This is a genomic window from Anaerococcus vaginimassiliensis (assembly GCF_900626155.1).
Lineage (GTDB): Bacteria > Bacillota > Clostridia > Tissierellales > Peptoniphilaceae > Anaerococcus > Anaerococcus vaginimassiliensis.
Genome location: NZ_LR130844.1, coordinates 727,000 through 745,295 on the forward strand (window position 1 = coordinate 727,000; position 18,296 = coordinate 745,295).

The 18,296-nt window shown below is 35.0% G+C and carries 15 protein-coding genes; 8 read left to right on the forward strand and 7 right to left on the reverse strand.

Translation table 11 applies throughout. The features are described from left to right. Positions 1-184: 184 nt before the first annotated feature. From E0D87_RS03765 to E0D87_RS03775, 3 genes are all read right to left on the reverse strand, one after another. Positions 185-982, reverse strand: coding sequence for a Cof-type HAD-IIB family hydrolase (locus E0D87_RS03765; RefSeq protein ID WP_130819407.1), 798 nt, complete (start codon positions 980-982; stop codon positions 185-187). After that, positions 982-1,791, reverse strand: a complete 810-nt coding sequence (locus tag E0D87_RS03770) for a Cof-type HAD-IIB family hydrolase (protein ID WP_130819408.1) — start codon at positions 1,789-1,791, stop codon at positions 982-984. The genes E0D87_RS03765 and E0D87_RS03770 overlap by 1 nt, the downstream gene beginning before the upstream one ends. Positions 1,792-1,858: 67 nt before the next feature. Continuing rightward, entirely contained in the window at positions 1,859-2,428 is a 570-nt protein-coding gene (locus E0D87_RS03775; RefSeq protein WP_130819409.1) for a PTS sugar transporter subunit IIA, read from the reverse strand. Positions 2,429-2,590: 162 nt separating this feature from the next. Here E0D87_RS03775 and hcp point away from each other — a divergent pair, with 162 nt between their 5' ends. The 3 genes from hcp to E0D87_RS03790 all read left to right on the forward strand — a co-directional run bounded on the left by hcp (position 2,591) and on the right by E0D87_RS03790 (position 5,589). After that, positions 2,591-4,210, forward strand: a complete 1,620-nt coding sequence (gene hcp / locus E0D87_RS03780; RefSeq protein ID WP_130819410.1) for a hydroxylamine reductase — start codon at positions 2,591-2,593, stop codon at positions 4,208-4,210. Between the two features lie 104 nt (positions 4,211-4,314). Continuing rightward, on the forward strand, positions 4,315-4,833 hold the full coding sequence (locus E0D87_RS03785; protein ID WP_130819411.1) for a DUF4367 domain-containing protein: 519 nt from the start codon (positions 4,315-4,317) through the stop codon (positions 4,831-4,833). A 108-nt stretch (positions 4,834-4,941) separates the two neighbouring features. Next, positions 4,942-5,589: a Crp/Fnr family transcriptional regulator gene (locus tag E0D87_RS03790; RefSeq protein WP_130819412.1), complete on the forward strand. Its 648-nt coding sequence runs from the start codon at positions 4,942-4,944 to the stop codon at positions 5,587-5,589. Positions 5,590-5,693: 104 nt separating this feature from the next. Here the strand turns inward: E0D87_RS03790 and E0D87_RS03795 are convergent, their stop codons facing one another. The 3 genes from E0D87_RS03795 to E0D87_RS03805 are packed head-to-tail and all read right to left on the reverse strand — an operon-like array spanning position 5,694 to position 7,420. Then, positions 5,694-6,593 carry a DUF4234 domain-containing protein gene (locus E0D87_RS03795; RefSeq protein WP_130819413.1) on the reverse strand — a complete coding sequence of 300 codons (900 nt, stop codon included), beginning with the start codon at positions 6,591-6,593 and terminating at the stop codon, positions 5,694-5,696. After that, positions 6,593-7,003 carry a zinc ribbon domain-containing protein gene (locus E0D87_RS03800; RefSeq protein ID WP_130819414.1) on the reverse strand — a complete coding sequence of 137 codons (411 nt, stop codon included), beginning with the start codon at positions 7,001-7,003 and terminating at the stop codon, positions 6,593-6,595. The genes E0D87_RS03795 and E0D87_RS03800 overlap by 1 nt, the downstream gene beginning before the upstream one ends. 18 nt (positions 7,004-7,021) lie before the next feature. Continuing rightward, positions 7,022-7,420 carry a DUF2752 domain-containing protein gene (locus E0D87_RS03805; protein WP_130819415.1) on the reverse strand — a complete coding sequence of 133 codons (399 nt, stop codon included), beginning with the start codon at positions 7,418-7,420 and terminating at the stop codon, positions 7,022-7,024. A 359-nt stretch (positions 7,421-7,779) separates the two neighbouring features. Between E0D87_RS03805 and E0D87_RS03810 the strand changes: the two genes are divergently transcribed. Beyond that, positions 7,780-15,117 carry a G5 domain-containing protein gene (locus tag E0D87_RS03810; RefSeq protein ID WP_130819416.1) on the forward strand — a complete coding sequence of 2,446 codons (7,338 nt, stop codon included), beginning with the start codon at positions 7,780-7,782 and terminating at the stop codon, positions 15,115-15,117. Between the two features lie 27 nt (positions 15,118-15,144). On the opposite strand, the gene E0D87_RS03815 is transcribed toward E0D87_RS03810, so the two are convergent. Then, complete coding sequence (locus tag E0D87_RS03815; RefSeq protein WP_130819417.1) at positions 15,145-15,930, reverse strand: putative ABC transporter permease; 786 nt, start codon at positions 15,928-15,930, stop codon at positions 15,145-15,147. Between the two features lie 408 nt (positions 15,931-16,338). On the opposite strand from E0D87_RS03815, the gene rpsJ reads away from it, so the two are divergent. From rpsJ to rplW, 4 genes are all read left to right on the forward strand, one after another. Continuing rightward, on the forward strand, positions 16,339-16,647 hold the full coding sequence (gene rpsJ, locus E0D87_RS03820; protein WP_004834653.1) for a 30S ribosomal protein S10: 309 nt from the start codon (positions 16,339-16,341) through the stop codon (positions 16,645-16,647). An 81-nt stretch (positions 16,648-16,728) separates the two neighbouring features. Next, on the forward strand, positions 16,729-17,358 hold the full coding sequence (gene rplC / locus E0D87_RS03825) for a 50S ribosomal protein L3 (RefSeq protein WP_004834674.1): 630 nt from the start codon (positions 16,729-16,731) through the stop codon (positions 17,356-17,358). Between the two features lie 14 nt (positions 17,359-17,372). Further along, entirely contained in the window at positions 17,373-17,996 is a 624-nt protein-coding gene (gene rplD / locus E0D87_RS03830; RefSeq protein ID WP_130819418.1) for a 50S ribosomal protein L4, read from the forward strand. Next, positions 17,996-18,289: a 50S ribosomal protein L23 gene (gene rplW / locus E0D87_RS03835; protein WP_004834647.1), complete on the forward strand. Its 294-nt coding sequence runs from the start codon at positions 17,996-17,998 to the stop codon at positions 18,287-18,289. Before rplD ends, rplW begins: the two co-directional genes overlap by 1 nt. Positions 18,290-18,296 lie beyond the last annotated feature (7 nt).

Sequence of the window (18,296 nt, forward strand, 5' to 3'; positions counted from 1 at the left end):
AATTTAGAAATTCTAAATCTCATAATACTGTAAATCGCAAACTCGCTAATGCTCAAACAGTGCGATTTACGGGCGTATTATTTCGATTTGAATTTCTTAAAATTTCTTCTGAATGGAACGCTTCCTTTTGGATTTTGTCACTTTGTCAACAGCCTGATTTTATTTGTTATTTTCTAATAGATTTTTATAAAACAAATTTTTCTAGATAATAGGCTATGCCGTCTTCGTCGTTAGATAGAGTTATGAAATCTGCTATTTCTTTGATTTTTGGGACAGCATTTCCCATAGCGACACCAACGCCTGCCATTTCTAGCATTGATATATCGTTCATTTCATCACCGAAGGCGATAATATCCTTTTGGTCTATATCAAATATTTCTGCTATTTCTAATAGGCTTTTCCCTTTAGATGGTCCTTTAGGCATTACCTCGTAGAAATATCTGGCTGACTTCATTTGTTCTGTTTCTTCTCCGAACTTTTCCTTTAATTTTTTGATTGGAGGATCTATTCTATCAGGATCTTGGGCAAAGAGGATTTTATTTGGGCAAAAGTTAACTATATCTTCTAAGTTTTCTACCACCTCTAGGTTCATGTTTACATTTTTTGCTTCAGAAACTGCATATTTTCCCTTATATCTTGAATAGATTGTTTCCTCGTAAGGAAGGATAATTTCAAGGTCTAAATCTTTGGAAAATGCTACGATCTCTCTTGCAAGCTTCATATCCATAGGATGACTTGTCAGTGTTTTATTTTCCTTGCAATCTGTGATTGCTCCTCCGTTATAGGTAGAAAGGAGTCCTCCATATTTTTTAAAGTCTAAAATATCTGCCAATTCTCTAGCTCCTGGAGTGGGTCTACCTGTAACTATTACTACCTTGTGGCCTTCTTTCATAGCTTTTATCAGGGTGGTTCTAGTTTTTTCACTTATTTCTTTTCTACTATTGATGAGAGTCCCATCAATATCTAATCCAATTAATTTCATTATTGTTCCTTTATTATATATTCATTTACAAAGTGGGCGATGCCATCTTCATCGTTAGATTTCGTTACAAAATCTGCTATATTCTTTACATATTCTGATGCATTTCCCATGGCTACACCTACACCTGCCATTTTTATCATTTCAATATCATTTATTTCATCACCAAAGGCGTAAGTGTCCTTATGATCTATTTTATAATAATCAGCTATTTCAAGGATGCTTTTACCCTTGTTTATACCTTTTGGCATTAAATCGAGAAATTGGGGCATGGCGTGAATAGGATTTATATCATTTACAAATTGTTTTGCCAACTTTTCTTTATTCTTTTCTATTATCTCTGGCTTTCCCGTAAAGAGAATTTTATTTACAGGAAAGTTTAAATCCTCCCCTAGCTTAGGCTCGATTTCTACGGACATTTTGTTTTTATTTGCTAGAAATTCTAGGCTATAGGTATCTTTCTTTTCTGCAAGAATTTTTCCATCGTGATAGATTATTAGATCAAATCCTAGATTTTTCCCGAAGGATATTATTTCCCTAGCTAAGATATAATCAATTGTGTGATTTATTATTGTCTTATTTTCTCGTGGAGAGTAAACATTGCCACCGTTTGATGAAGAGATAAGACCGCCATATTTTCTAAATTCTAGCAAATCGCCAACGTAGCTTGCTGCATAATAATCTCTACCGGTTATGATTACAACCTTGTGACCTATTTTACTAGCTTTTATTAGGGTCTTTTTGGTAAAGTCTGTAAGATTATTTTTGCTTGTTAGAAGGGAGCCGTCGAGATCTACTGCTATTAGTTTCAAATAATTCTCCTTTCCAATAAAAAAAGGGCTGTTGAGGAGTCCCGCAACAGTCCTAACAATTATTCTTCTAGCTTAACTTAATTAAATCATCTCCGTGGTTTACTTGACCTAAGTTTAATTTTTCCAATGTTTTGCCATCTGCATTAGTTATTATAACTGGAGATTGAGTTTCCTTGCCGCTAGCTTTTATTTCGTCGATGTTAAATTCTATTAGAAGATCACCACGTTTTACTTCTGCTTCGTTTGCTACTTTGATTGTAAATGGTTTACCTTCTAGCTCAACTGTATCTAGCCCAACGTGGATTAGTAGGTCAGTTCCGTTTTTAGATGTGATTCCTACAGCGTGTCCTGTTTCTGCTAGCATGGAAATCTTGCCGTCTACTGGAGCAAACACTTTTCCTTCACTTGGAACTATTACAACACCCTTGCCAACTATTTCTTGGGCAAATACTGGGTCTACACATTCTTTGATGTCTTTTACTTCTCCAGTAATTGGTGCAAGGATGATTTCTTCTGCTCCTACTGTTTCTTTTACTTCTTCTTTTACATCTTCTATTTTTTCGTTAGCGTCGTCTTTTATTTCTTCTCTTTTTTTATCAGAAGAAAATGCTCCTTTTATCTTATCTAAAAATGACATACAAGCCTCCTTTTTGCCTTTATTTATATCATTACTTATATTTAATATACTAACTTTTAAAGAAAATTCACTTTCTGTAACATATGTTACAGAAATAGCTATATAATTATTATATAATGGTGATAGTTAGAAGAAAGATATTAAAATAAAAAGGAGTTACATATGTTTTGTTTTCAATGTCAAGAAACAGCAAAGAATGAAGGATGTACAGTAAGAGGTGTATGTGGCAAGAATGAAGATACTGCTAACATGCAAGACCTATTAGTTTTTGTAACAAAGGGACTCGCTGAAGTTATTAATAATAGTAAAAATGTAGACCCTAAATATTATGATAAGGTATCAAACAACCTTTTCGTAACAATTACAAATGCAAACTTCGATACAGATGCAATCCTTGCCATAGTAAAAGAAACTATAGCTATGAAAGATGAGCTATTAGAAAATATTGATGATAAAGAAAGCTTATCCAAATTTGCCAAATATAGTTCAGATGACGATGAAGAACTAAAGAGAAAAGCTATCGAAGTTGGAGTTTTAAATATAATAAATGAAGATGAAAGATCTCTAACAGAGCTAGTTATCTACGGTCTAAAGGGAATGGCAGCTTACAACCACCATGCAAATGTCCTAGGATATAGAGATAATGAAGTTGACGAGTTTATTTGTAAGGCCCTAGAAGAAACTACAAAAGGTTACACAGATATAAACAAGCTAATAGACCTTGTTATGGAAACTGGTAGTCACGGAGTAAAGGCTATGGCCCTTCTTGATAAGGCAAATACAACTAGCTACGGAAACCCAGAAATAACAGAAGTAGATTATTCTGCAGGAGATAAACCAGGAATATTAATCTCAGGTCACGATCTTCACGATATGAAAAATTTACTAGAACAAAGTAAAGATAGTGGAGTAGAAATATATACTCACTCAGAAATGCTACCTGCAAACTACTATCCAGAATTTAAGAAATACGACCACTTCCACGGCAACTACGGCAATAGCTGGTGGAGCCAAAACGAAGAGTTTGAAAAGTTCAACGGCCCAATTCTTATGACAACTAACTGTATAGTTCCAATGAAAAAAACTAATACCTACAAGGACAGAATGTTTACAACAGGAAATGCAGGATATCCAGGAGTAAGTCATATAGAAGCAGATGAAAATGGACACAAGGACTTTACAGAAATAATAGAATTAGCTAAAACTTGCAAGGCTCCAACAAACTTAGAAGATACAAAGGTTGTTGGTGGATTTGCTCACAATCAAGTCCTAGCTTTAGCTGACAAGGTTATAGAAAAAATCAATGCTGGAAACATCAAAAAATTTGTTGTAATGGCAGGTTGTGATGGTAGAAGCAAGGAAAGATCATATTACACTGACTTTGCTAAAGCCCTACCAGAAGATTATGTAATCTTAACTGCAGGTTGTGCAAAATATAGATACAACAAACTAGGTCTAGGAGATATAAATGGTATTCCAAGAGTATTAGATGCTGGTCAATGTAACGACTCATTCTCTCTTGTTCAAATCGCTCTTGCCCTAAAAGATGCCTTTGGACTTGATGATATAAATGACCTACCAATAGAATATAACATAGCTTGGTATGAACAAAAAGCAGTTATAGTTTTACTATCACTTCTAAGCCTAGGCGTAAAAAATATCCACCTAGGACCAACTCTACCAGCCTTCCTATCACCAACAGTTGTAGACTTCTTAGTTGAGAACTTTGGTATAGCAGGAAATACAAGTGTCGAAGAAGATATGGAAATCTTCACTAAATAACAATAAACTCTAAGAGAAATAAACTTATAAAGCTTTAAAACTACTTGTTTACATGATTTAAATTTAGTATAATTAAATGCGAATTGACATGTAAAGGAGAAAATATGAAGGCAAAGAAAATACTAACAAGTGCAATGGCGGTGCTTTTTGCTTTTAGCTTGATGGCTTGTTCAAATACTGATCAAGAAACCACAGACACAAAAGAAGAAACCAAGGTAGAAGAAAAAGATGCCACAGAATCTAAAGAAGTAAGCAAAGACGCTAACAAGGAAGAAAAGAAATTCGATAGTCCAATTTATGATGTAGAATATTCTTACCTACCAGAAAACTTTGAAGAAAACTTTAGAGATGAGAAAAAAGACCTACTAACCATAGAATTTGGTGAAAAGAACAATCCAGCCAAGAAAATTACAGTTCAACTTTCTGACAACAAAGAAAGATTTGACAAGCTATTTACTATGCCAGAAGATAGCGAAGATGTAAAAGTAGGCGATAAGGACGGCAAATTCTGGGATGATGGTTCCTTTAGACATCTTGTAGTAGAAAAAGATGGATACTCAATCTATGCTAGATCAAGCCTTGACAAGGACGAAACAATTAAGGTTGTAGAAGAAGCAAAATAAGATAATGAAATTAAGACTTGCGTGAGCGAGTCTTTTTTTGTACTCATATTTAGGTAAATTAATTCAAATTTCGGGTAATATTTTATTATCATGAGCTAAGGAGAAGATATGGATCTTAGAAAAATACCTATATTTAATAATTTATCAGAAGATGAAATAAAAGAAATACAAGATATAGCAACTATAGAAGAGAAAACTTACGAAAAAGGAAGTCACATTTTCAAAAAAGGAGACATTAAAGAAGACTTTTACTATCTAGTAAAAGGTAGCATCAAGGTATATAAAATCGACCCTGAAGGCAAAAGATATATAATAGCAAGTTTTAACAAGCCTGTTATTTTTGGAGAAGTGTACTCCTACCTAAAAGAGCCCTTTGACTTTTGGGCGGAGGCAGATAAGGACAGCACAGTTGTAGTAATATCTGATTTTAGAAATCTACTAGGAAGCCTTAAATCTAGAAGCCTGGGCCTAAACTTTATAGATCTTTTAGCAAGAAAAAGTCTGTCCTTATCTAAAAAGAATCAAATAAACTCCCAAAGTACGTTAGAACAAAAAATCGCAGCATATGTCTTAGAAAACGAAAAAGACGGAGTAGTGCACCTGAATATATCAAGAGAAGAACTAGCAGATTACCTAGCAGTAACAAGACCATCCCTATCTAGGAGCCTGTCAACTATGGCAAAAGAAGGATTAATAGCTATAAAAGATAAACAAATAACTATTGAAAATATGGAAGGATTAAAAAGTATTGTCTAGGAAAAGATGTTATATTGTTCTAGACAGTCATACAAATCATTATATATCTTTATAAAAAAGATAAGGAATATAAAAGAACCCAAAATAATTTGGGTTCTCATTGCTTAAAATCTTGGATTGCTTTGATTATATCCTCTACAAATCTTATTTAGGTTTTTGATTGTTATATTTCTTGCTACAAACAATCCTAGTCCACATACCCATCCTCCAAGGAGCCACCATAATAGGAAGTTGGTTCCGTTTTCTTGGATGTTGTATCCATACCTTGATCCATTAGCAGCTAGCCTATTAGCTAGGGCGTAGTCCCAGTATATAGCATATAGACCACATGTTAAGACAGAAAGTATGATATATTTTAAAAGACCACTTGTATTGTCGCCATCTCCATTGCATGCTATGTTAGTATCTTTTGCTGCAGAGTAGACAAAGTAGAATTTATATATACCGAGTGTAATTATATTTAGAACAATAAACAATAATAAAGATCTTTTCTCATTTAACATTCCCTTGAAATCTCCTGCTTCTTCAGTATATTTGTAAGCCTCTTGGTCGCTGGCGCTTTTGTTTTCTCCGATATCCTTGGATACCTTATTGCTGATTTTTTCGAGTTGGTCAATAAAAAGTCCAAATGAAGCCATAATCTCAGACTTTAGGAACTCTTTATTCTTTATTTTTTCAAAGTATCCATCTTCATATATAACCTCACCTGAAGAAGTAGTGATAAAGTATATAGCTACAGGCACTCCAATAGCTATGAGGACTAAGAAAAGACTTAACAATGGTTTGAACTCATAATCGCTAATACTTTTTACTATAAAATCGAAAATTCTTACTAGAACTAAGAAAGCTCCACTGACTACTAATAAGTTAAATAAATCTTGCTTATCGCTAGTAGCCCATTTTTTAGATATAGTGAAAAGACTATAGGCTACAAAGGCTATAGATCCTATTGTAAGCACATTAGCCACCAGGTTAAACATGGTTAAAAATAAAAATCCGAGCATTAGAATATACCTCCTATTGAGTAAAATATCAGCCTAAAAGTATCTATAAGGTAAATAATTGCAAATATTGCCATAACTACCATAGCTACTAAAGATATTGATTTTATGAGACTAGAATCATTTGTAGCTCCCTTGGTATTATCGCTAACTCTTGGCTTTACATTCAGATTATCCCCTGCATTAAAATCTTTGCTATCTGTATTAGAAGGGTTAGTTTTATCTGTTATGTTTTTTTCATTAGGGGATTTGTTTACTTCTTCTTTTACTTCCTCTAATTTTTCTAAGACAGGATCTTTTTTCTCTTCATTTCCACTTGCTGTATTTTCATACATATCTGAAACCTTTGCTCCACATTGGGTGCAGAAATTCGCTCCTAGTTCAAGTTCAGATCCACAATTTTTACATTTCATTAGATCACCTCTTTCTTGTTACTTGTTTAAGATCTGATAGGCCTGATACAATAAAGATTGGTCAGGTCTAAAAACAACGATAGTATTGTTAGGATCCGCCATTCTCCAGATATAGACTATAAAAAACAAGCCTATGATAATTCCAAGGCCAATCTTTTTGCTCTTGTAAGACACTATATTTGGATATAGATAAGCCATTAGAACAAAGGCTGGTAAAGGAAATAGCGGGTGGTAGTAGAAAGCTCTTCTAGGATTTAATCTAAGAAGAGATATCCATGCTCTAGTCATTCCACATCCTGGACAAGATATTCCCGTCAAGGCCTTTATAGGGCAAGTGACACCTAAGAAAAATAGAAAACTATAAAATACTATCATAGCTAATATAAATAATGTAAATTCTCTAAACTTTTTTCTCATATCGGTTCTTCCTACCAATAAACAAACTATATACATAATATTATATCATATTAAAATACTAAACATCAAAAAAACAACAAGCCTTATACCTATCTCAATAAAATGTAATAATAAACACTTATCTTTGCTTTTCATATAAACTAATATGGAAAATATTTTTATAGAAATTCATCTAATTATTGATAAATATAGAATATGTTATAATTCCCTAAAGTAAGCCATATAAAAGACTTTATTAGCTTGCTATTTTTGGGGTTAGAGGTATAATTTTTCTATATATTTTAGTTAAATAAATTATTATAAAATTTTATTATTAAACAGTAATTAATTTATTAAAATAAATAAAAAAAGGAGTAAAGATGAACAAGAAAAAGAACCTCTTAGCTTTAGCCTTGTCAGTATCATTTGTATTGGGTGCAAATAGTATCTCTTATGCAGAAGAAGATATTAATCAAATCCCTCAAGCCAAGGAAGAAACCCAGAACTTAGATAAGGCAGTCAATGAACTTGTAGTAGAAGACAAAGAACAGGAAGAAGTGCCTGCTACAGATAAAGCAGTAGAAAACTTAGAGGAAGAAAAAACTACACCAGTAGATGCTTCTAACAAAGAAAACGAATCTCTCCAAGTGTCTGATGCAGTTAATCCTGAAAATGTTGGAGCAATAGAAGCTGATTTACCAGCACAAGCTTTAGATACAGCTGACCCTAATGATAGGGTTCAAGAACCAACAGATACAAACTATAGCAAGGATGAAAAAGGAATAAAGGACTATAGTGGATCTGAACGTTATAAGGAAACGGATCTTGAGCCGGGAAATACAAATCAAGAATTCGATAAAACTGATGCAAAAGTAGAAAAAGATGGTTTTAAATTTGAACTTAGTAACCCATCTGAAACTTCTCCAAGCAAGACTAAATACGGTTACCAAATTACCATAGACAAGAAGACTGGCCAAAGAACCTATACTAAGGTTTATGTTACAGATTCCGGTCTTATACCTGTAGATCCAGGCGAAAAACCAATGATGGGTCAAGGAGATAGATTAACTTCTGAATCTCCTAATGTAACCTACAAACCAGATAAAAACACTATAATAGAGGCTTCTAGATCACAAAGGAATTTGAATTATGGAGCAAGCGAAGAAACCTTAAAGCACATCAACAACAAGGACAATGACTCTACTTCCTTTGGTTTTAAAGATGATTATTCAAAAGACAACCCAGGAGTTAAGTTTTTTGGTGGTAGCTTTGCTTTAGGTTACAAGGTTAATCCATGGCCAAATGAAAATGACAGCCTTAAGATAATGAAATTAAATGGAGAGTATAACGAAAAAGTCTTTGTCCAAGGTCAAGATATTGACACTGGTATTAAGGTAGAAAATATAGATGAAAATGCCAAAGAAAGATTAGTTGGCCAAGTTTACCATCCAGTAACTGGCAAAGTTGTGCCAGGAGCTAGTGCTTATATTGACGATAATGGCAAGGTACATGTAAAGATGCCAGCAGGCGCTCTAAAATTAGAGGGTGGCAAGTATGTAGTAAATGAAGATTCTATCTTTGCTAAAGATCCAGATTATAAGGGATTAACCCACTTAGATGTAAAATTCTTTGCCCGCCCAAGAACCAAGGATGAATTTACAAATATAGCCAACACACCAGATGAGTTTGGTGAAACAGGAACTTACACAGAAACAGGTGCAGGATCTGCCGACATCAACCATAAGGGAACTAATGTTAAAATCGACAAGCAAGGCATAGACCGCTACGACCACTACAATCTTATTGGCGACTTTAGCCTAAACCTTGACGATACTAGATACTATGACCAAGAATTCAAAGATGAAGATGGAAATAAAATTGATCCAAATGAATCTACAGGTGTAAATCCTGGGAAAAAAGCCACTATAAGAATTTTAGATCCAAGTACACCTGGTGGAACTCAAAAAAAGGGATCGGAAATGGATGCTGCATATAAAGCTGGAGAAGCCACAGGAAAACTTAAGGAAGAATACCTTATAGCAGCAAATAAAAAAATCGCAAGAGAATTAGGAATATCTTACGATGAATTGATGAAGGAAGAAAACAAGGACAAGAGATGGGTTATTGATGGTAAGTCTGACAATATTTCATATTTTGACATAACTGCACCAAAAAACGCAAAGCCTGGAGATACCATAGCCCTACCTGTTGTATATACTTATACCAATGGCTCAACCGATACACGTTGGTTCCACTTTGTAGTACAAGAATCAATATTAAACAAACCAGAGTACGCGGCTCAAGTTAACTTCCCTTCAGAAGAACAGACCTCACTACCAGTGATTACTGAAGATGAAAAGAAGGAAAGCCCTGCAAGATACTCTATAAAAGATGGTTTTGATTATAAGGACGACCACGGCAATGAATGGACTGTTTCTATTGATGAAAAAACTGGCCAAGTAACTGCTCAGCCAAAAAATAGTGGGAACTTTAATGGTGGAGAAAAGCTTTTTGTCCCAGTAGTTGCCCATTATAATGATCCAAAACAACCAGATGAGGACATCACCGATGAAACATTTGCTGAATTTATCATCAAGCAAAGAGCCAACATGACTGTTCGCTATAATGCCAAGGCAGGTAAGACAGGTGATGTGCTTTCTTCTGTTGCTATACTAAACTTGGAAGATGAGTTCAATAGAAAACCTACTAAATTTACCCTTAGTACAAATGCCTATAAAGATGATAATGGAAATATTTGGCAAGTTTCAATCGACGAAGATACAGGTAGAGTTACAACAACTGTCCCAGATGGGGAAAATATTGACGGTGCTCTTCTAAACGTGCCGGTAATTGCTCATTACTTTGAAGGCAACACAGAAGTTGGCACAAGAGAAACAGAAGCTCAATTTGTGGCATCTGGCACAAAAAATACTATCATACACAATGAAGAAATCCCATTTGAAACAGAAGTCGTAGTTGTAGACGACCTAGCAAAAGGCGAGTGGAGATACAAAAAAGTTGACGGTGTTGAGCTTAAAGGTAAAGCTGGAAGTAAAAAAACCACCTATACTATAAAAGACTCCAAGGTTGTAGATACTAAAGTAGATGAAACAAAACCAGAAGCCGCTGTAATAGAAGTTGGTGGAAAAGACTTCGAAGGTGAAGTAGAGCACGTTGAAGAAATACCATTTAAATATCAAGTTAAAGAAGTAGACACACTTAAAAAAGGCGAGTACGAAATTGTAAAACCTGGTAAGGTTGGAACTAAAACTACAACATGGAAGATTGTAAACTCTGAGGTTAGTGGAGAGCCAACAGTCACAACAGTTGATGCAGAAGATGCAATTATTAATGTTGGTAAGGGAACAAATAGCGGTACTCACAAAGTTACAGAAAAAGTTGAAGTGCCATTTGAAACAATAGTAGAATTTGACGACAGCCTAAAACCAGGTGAACAAAAAGTAACCCAAGAAGGTGAGTTAGGTGAAAAAACTAGGACAAATACCCTTACTATAGAAGATGGCAAGGTGACAAAAACTGAAGAAGGCGCATACACTCAAACTAAAGCACCTGTAAATAGAATCATCAAAGTAGGTAGAAACACCGAAGGCAGCCACACTTACGAAGAAAAAATTCCATTTAAATACAATTTCTCTTATGACGAAAATCTAAAATCAGGTGAATACGTAATAGATGTTGAAGGAAAAGAAGGAACAAGAAAGACTACTTGGACTATCAAAAACTCTGAAATAGTTGGAGATCCAAAAGTTGAGACTACTGGTCCAGTAAACGCTGTGATTAGAGTTGGTAAAAAAGACTACACTGGAGAATTTTCTCACAAAGTAACAGAAAAAATTCCATTTACAGTAAGAGTTATAGAAGATGAAACTCTAGAAGCTGGTAAGAGTGAAGTAGTAACTCAAGGACAAGCAGGTTCAAAAACTACTAAGTACACCCAAGCTATTAAAAATGGAGAAGCTGATGGCGAACTAAAATCAGAAGAAACTGCGAGAACTGAGCCTGTAGAACACGTAATAATAGTTGGTAAGAAACCTGCTACAAATAGTGTGACAAAAGAAAGCACTGTTCCAGTAGATATTGTTTATAAATACGACCCTAATTTGGATGTTACTGTTGCAAAACAAGGTAAATTTACTCCTGGAGAAGTAAAGACAGTTGTAACTAATGATTACAATCCAGAAACTGGCAAGATTGAATCTAAAGAAGAAACAGTGGTTAAAAATGCTACTCAAGAAATAATTGTTGGTACAAAGAAATATACTGGTGAATTTAAAAACGTAATTGAAGAAGAAATTCCATACGAAACTGAAGTTATCTTCGATGATGAACTTAAAACTGGAACTATGGTAGTTGATCAAGCTGGTAAACCAGGAAATATCAAAAAAGAATTTATCCAACACTTTGAAAATGGTGAACAAAAATCTACAGAAGAGAAAGAACTCGAAAGAACAGAACCAGAAAAGAGAATAGTAAGAGTTGGATCTAAGACTGAAGGAACTCACCAACATAAAGAAGAAATTCCATTTGGCTACAAAGTAGTATATGACCCTGATATAGAAGCTGGAAAATATGAAGAAGTAACTCCAGGCAGGGTTGGTGAAAGAATAACCACTTGGACAATTAAAAATTCTAAGATAGTTGGAGAACCAAAAGTTGTAGAAACTAAGCCTGTTGACGCAGTAATTAAAGTAGGAAGCAAGGACTTCACAGGTACTTTTGAAACCAAAAAGACTGACTTTATAGAATTTGAAACAGAGTACATTGTAGACAACACTATGGAACCAGGTACAACTGAAGTAATTCAAGAAGGTGAGCATGGTGAAATAGAAACAACAGTTACTCATACAATAAAAAATGGAGAGGTAACCGAGTCTAAAGATGGTGAACCAAGGACAGTAAAAGCAGCTAAAAATAGAAAAGTGAAAGTAGGCGCTGCAAAATCCAACGGAACACATGAATATACCAACAAGATTCCTTATGATGTAGAAGTAAGGGTAAATCCTAACCTTAAAAAGGGCGAATACAAGGTTATCCAAAAAGGAGAACCAGGAGAAGAAAAATACACCCTTACTATAGTAGATTCTAAGGTGACAAATACTTCTGAAGCATCAATAATAAAAACACCAGTTAAAGAAATTATCGAAGTAGGTAGCGAGGACTTTACTGGCTCTGTAGAATCTGTGGACAAAGACCCAATTCCATTTGAAACTGAAATCATAGTTGACCCAAGCCTAGCACCAAATCAAATCGTAGAAGACCAAAAGGGTGAACTTGGTGAACAAGAAACTAAGATTACAAGAACAATTACAAATGGTGAAGCAGGCGAAGAAGTACGTGGAGAAACTAAAGTAATAAAAGAACCAGTTACACGAAAGTTAAGAATAGGATCAAAAACTAATGGCCAATACAAGGAAACAGAAACTATTCCATTTGAAGTAGAAGTTAGAAAAGACCCATCACTTAAAAAAGGTGAGTGGAAATATAACGAGATTAATGGAGTCAAACAAACTGGTGAAAGCGGCCTAAGAGAAAGAACACTAACCATTGAAAATTCTCAAATAACAAACACATCAGAATACACAACAGTTAGAGAACCTAAAAAGGCTGTTATTCTTGTAGGTGACGAGGACTTTACAGGTGTTGTAAAACACACTGAACACTTTGAAATTCCATTTGAAGTTGAAGTTAGATACAACAGTGAACTTCCAGCTGGAACCAGCAAAGAAATTCAAAAAGGTGTCCAAGGTTCCTATGATATAGAATTTAACCAAAATATTAAAAATGGTGCTCCAGATGGTGAATTGCTTAAAGTTGAATCCAACAGAGTAGATCCTAAAAAGCACATCATCGAAGTAGGAACAAAGGTAGAAACTCCTGAAAATAACTACTCCAAGGATGTGGAAGTTGAAATCGAATATGTATACGACGACACAAAAGACAAGGGAGTAGTAGAAACTGGAGAGTTAACACCTGGTAAGGTAGAAACTAAGGTTATTGATAAATACAACCCAGAAACTGGTAAAATCGAACAAACTACAGAAGAAGTGGTGACAAAGGCTAAGCAAAAAGTTATTGTAGGTACAAAAGACTTCACAGGTAAGTACGAATACAGCAAGACTTGCCCAATTCCATTTGAAGTAGAAATCATCGAAGATGACACCTTAGAAAAAGGTAAAAGTGAAGTAAAACAAAAAGGAGTACCAGGTTCTAAGACTACAAAATATGAACAAGACATTAAAAATGGTCAGCCAGATGGTGAAGCTAGGAAAATCAGCGAAGAAACAAGTAAAGAACCTGTAAAACACATAGTTCGTGTAGGAACAAAAGCTGCTGAGCCAACAGAAGGTGAAACTACTAAGACTATCGAAAGAGAAATTCCTTACGAAACAAGAGTGATCTATGACGAAACCCTTGATGCGGGTAGTCAAGTTATAGAAAAAGAAGGTAAGCCAGGTAAGGAAGAATTAACCATTACTCAAAAGGTTAAGGATTCTAAGCCAGTTGGTGATCCAACAGAAGAAACAAAAACTATCACTGAGAAAGAAGATAGGGTAGTAAAAGTCGGTGTAAAACCTGTTGAAAAGATTGTAGAACTTGGTAATGATACCGAATACAGACACAACCCAGACCTAGAAGAAGGCGAAACAAGGGTAGTAGAAGAAGGTTCTAAGGGATTTGTAAAATACACCACAACCTTCAATAAGGAAACTGGTGATCTTGAAGTAACAGAAGAAAGAACTGAACCTACAAACAAGGTTGTTGAATATGGTTCTAAGACTGATGGTGAGTTTACCTACGAAAGTGAAAAGGCTTATGATATTATCATTAAAGAAAACCCAGACCTTGAAGCTGGAAAGACCAATGTCATCCAAGAAGGAATAGTAGGTAAGACTGAAACTACTGTTAAGATTGAAAACTCTAAAGAAGTTGACAGGACTACTAAAACAATCACAGAAAAACAAGATAAGATTATAGAAATCGGAACTAAAAACGTATGTGAAATCCCACCAGTAGAACCTGAGGATCCAACCAATCCAGAAGAACCAGGCGAAGAAGATCCAAAAGATCCAGAAGAACCAGGTGAAGAAGATCCAACCGATCCAGAAATGCCGGGTGAAGAGGATCCAACTGATCCAGAAAAACCAGGTGAAGAAGATCCAACCGATCCAGAGGACCCAGAAGATCCAAAAGACCCAGAAGAACCAGGAGAAGAAGATCCGAAAGATCCAGAAAATCCAGAAGGTGAAGATCCAAAGGATCCAGAAAAACCAGGTGAAGAAGATCCAACCGATCCAGAAAAACCAGGTGAAGAAGATCCAACCGATCCAGAAAAACCAGGTGAAGAAGGTCCAACTGATCCAGAAAAACCAGGTGAAGAAGATCCAACCGATCCAGAAGAACCAGGAAAAGAAGATCCGAAAGATCAAGAAACTCCAGGAAAGCCTGAAGATCCAAAGGATCCAAAACCAGCTGATAAAGATCCAAAAGAGTCACAAAAACCTTCTGACAAATCTAACGACGACAAGGTTATAGTACCTAGCCAACAAGTAAGCAAGGTTGTTAGTAAAGAAGGATCTAAGTCAACCTCTAAAAACAAGAGTCCAAAGACAGGTGTAACAGGTATGTCGAATGTCCTAGGAGGACTTGCTATATCTGTAGCTGGAATTCTTACAACTAGAAAGAAGAAAGAAGACTAATAAAAAAGAGACCCTAGGGTCTCTTTTTTATTCATCTATTTTTTCTTTGATTTTCTTCTCCGCCTTTATCCTCAAGTTAGGGAAGGCTCTAAGGATTCTTCGCTCACTTGATTTTTCAAATATTTCCTTAAGTTTTGCTCTAGCTTCTTCGTTTCTGTGGTCGATTTCTTTTGCGAGTGGAGTATTTTCAAACTCTTCTTTTCTTTCCTTGGCATCGAAGCTTTTCTCAGCGACTCTTACCCCGATTTTATCAGAAAATTCTCTAATCTTTTCAGATGATTCTTCGATTTGTTTGAATTTCTTGTTTATACCCAACAAAGTATTTATAGTTTGAAGAAGGTCAACTAAGAGGACGACAGTCATTATTATGTTAAATACCAGTAAAACATTAACAGAAAAATAACTGACAAGCTTTACTATTAGAGGGTGGATTGCTTCGTATAAGATAAAGGCTAGGGCCGCCCATATTAGGGAAAACTCTAAGCATATGTAGCCACCTATATTAAGAAGCTGGTTTGAATAATCCCACCATTTTTCGTGGAAAAGTTTTTCTAAGATAAAACCTGTTATTAGTTCAAGAACTGTAGTTATTATAAAAGAAGCAAGTAGGATAATTAATTTATTCTCCCCACCAACCCACGATAAAAAACTTAAAACAAGGACGGCGCCTGTTCCGTATATTGGGCAATATGGTCCATTTAAAAATCCACTATTTATATATTTACCGCGACTCATAGCCTTGTAGGATACTTCTAATATCCACCCTACAAATGAGTATATAAAAAAGTAGCTTATAACATGTATTAATTCCATAACTTTTCTCCTTATCTTTTATATAAATTATACCTAGCTGGTATTTTATTTCCAAGATTTGTCCTATCATTTTATATATTAACTAAGAACTATTTGAAAAATTTCAAAAATAATTTGTAATCTCAAAATTTCCTAGTATATTAACAAGCAGCTAGTAAATAGCTTAATTTTTATAAACTAAAAAAAGACAGTCGTTTTCACTAAGAAACGCCTAAAAAATCGTGAAAAAGACTTGATTTTTTAATGTTTATGATGTATTATATATAAGTGCTGTGAAGCGAGATGTTGCTTATGTTCTAGGCCAAAGACATAAGGAAACTTTCGCCAAGCGAGCTTAGGAATGATCCTAAGTGATTTCCAATATTATTATCAAACGCCCGGATGGGCGTAAAGAAAGAGAGAGGGAAAATGGCTAATCAAAAGATAAGAATTAGACTAAGAGCATATGATCACGAAGTGATTGATAGCTCAGCAGAAAAAATCGTAGAAGCGGTTAAAAGATCCGGAGCTGAAGTAAGTGGACCAATTCCATTACCAACAGAGATAGAAAGAGTTACTATCTTAAGAGCGGTTCACAAATACAAAGACTCAAGAGAACAGTTTGAACAAAGAACACACAAGAGATTAATCGACATCATAGGACCTAATGCAAAGACATTAGATGCACTTAAGAAATTAAACTTACCTGCAGGTGTTGATATCGAAATTAAGCTATAACTGTAATTAGGATGATTGAAGATAATCTAGTCATTAAGTAATGACAGATCATCAATCCGCTGTAATTAAGGAGGTACTCAAGTGAAGAGTATATTTACAACAAAAGTAGGCATGACTCAAGTCATCGACGAAGATGGAGTTATTACTCCTGTTACTGTCCTAAAAGCTGACGAAAACGTAGTTGTACAAGTTAAAACAGTAGAAACAGACGGTTACAACGCTATTCAAGTTGGTTACATGGACAAAAAAGAAAAAAATGTTAAAAAACCAGTAAGAGAACACTTCAAAAAAGCAAATGCTGCCACAAAAAGATATCTAAAGGAAGTTAACTTTGGAGAAGAAACTCCAGAATTAAACCTTGGTGATGTTATCACAGTTGAACAATTTGAAGCTGGAGATATCGTTGATATCGTAGCAACAAGCAAGGGTAAAGGAACTCAAGGTGCCATCAAGAGATGGAACTACGGAAGAGGTCCAGCAAGCCACGGTTCTAAATCACACAGAGTTGCAGGTGCAAGAGCTGCAGGTTCAGATCCAGCAAGAGTTTTCAAAGGTAGAAAAGGTTCAGGAAAGATGGGTAACGAAAGAGTTACTATCCAAAACATTGAAGTCGTTAAAGTAAATGTTGAAGATAACTACATCTTAGTTAAAGGTGGAGTTCCAGGACCTAAAGGCGGACTTGTTCAAATCAAACAAGCTATAAAAGCCTAATTAAGGAGGAATAAATGCCTAAAGTAGATATTTTAAACATTAAGGGAGAAAATGTTGGTTCTTTAGAGCTAAACGAAACTCTATTTAATACTGAAATAAGCGAACACACAGTTTATGAAGTAGTTAAAAACCAACTAGCAAATAAAAGACAAGGAACACAATCTGCGAAAACTCGTTCAGAGGTTCGTGGTGGTGGACGTAAACCATTTAGACAAAAAGGAACAGGACGTGCTCGTCAAGGTTCAATCAGAGCTCCTCACTACACAGGCGGTGGAGTTGTATTTGCACCAAAACCAAGAGATTATAGTTACAAAGTTCCAAAGAAACTAAGAAGAAAAGCATTATATTCAGTTCTTACATCAAAGGTTAATGACAATGAACTAATCGTACTTGAAGACTTAAACCTAGAAAATGCTAAGACTAAAGAAGCAGTTGCAGTTCTTAATGCAATCGATGCTGGCAAGAAAGCATACATCGTTACAGCTGAAAATGATAGCAATGTATATAGATCATTTAGAAATATCGAAGGTGTTGATGTTTCAGCCGCAAGCTTAATAAATGTTTATGACTTAGTAAAACACAACAAGTTAGTAATTACTAAAGATGCAGTTGCTAAACTTGAGGAGGTATTTATCTAATGAAATCACCTTACGAAATAATCAAAAGACCAATAATCACAGAAAAAAGCATGGAAATGCTTGATGAGAACAAATACACTTTTGAAGTAGACAAGAATGCAAACAAACCAGAAATCAAAGCTGCAGTAGAAGCTATTTTTGACGGAGTTAAAGTTAAAAATGTAAGAACTATGAACTTTACTGGTAAATCTGTTAGAACAAGATACGGATACGGTAAAAGAGCTGACTGGAAAAAAGCTATCGTTACATTAACAGAAGATAGTGCAGAAATTGAATACTTCGATGGACTATAAGGAGGGT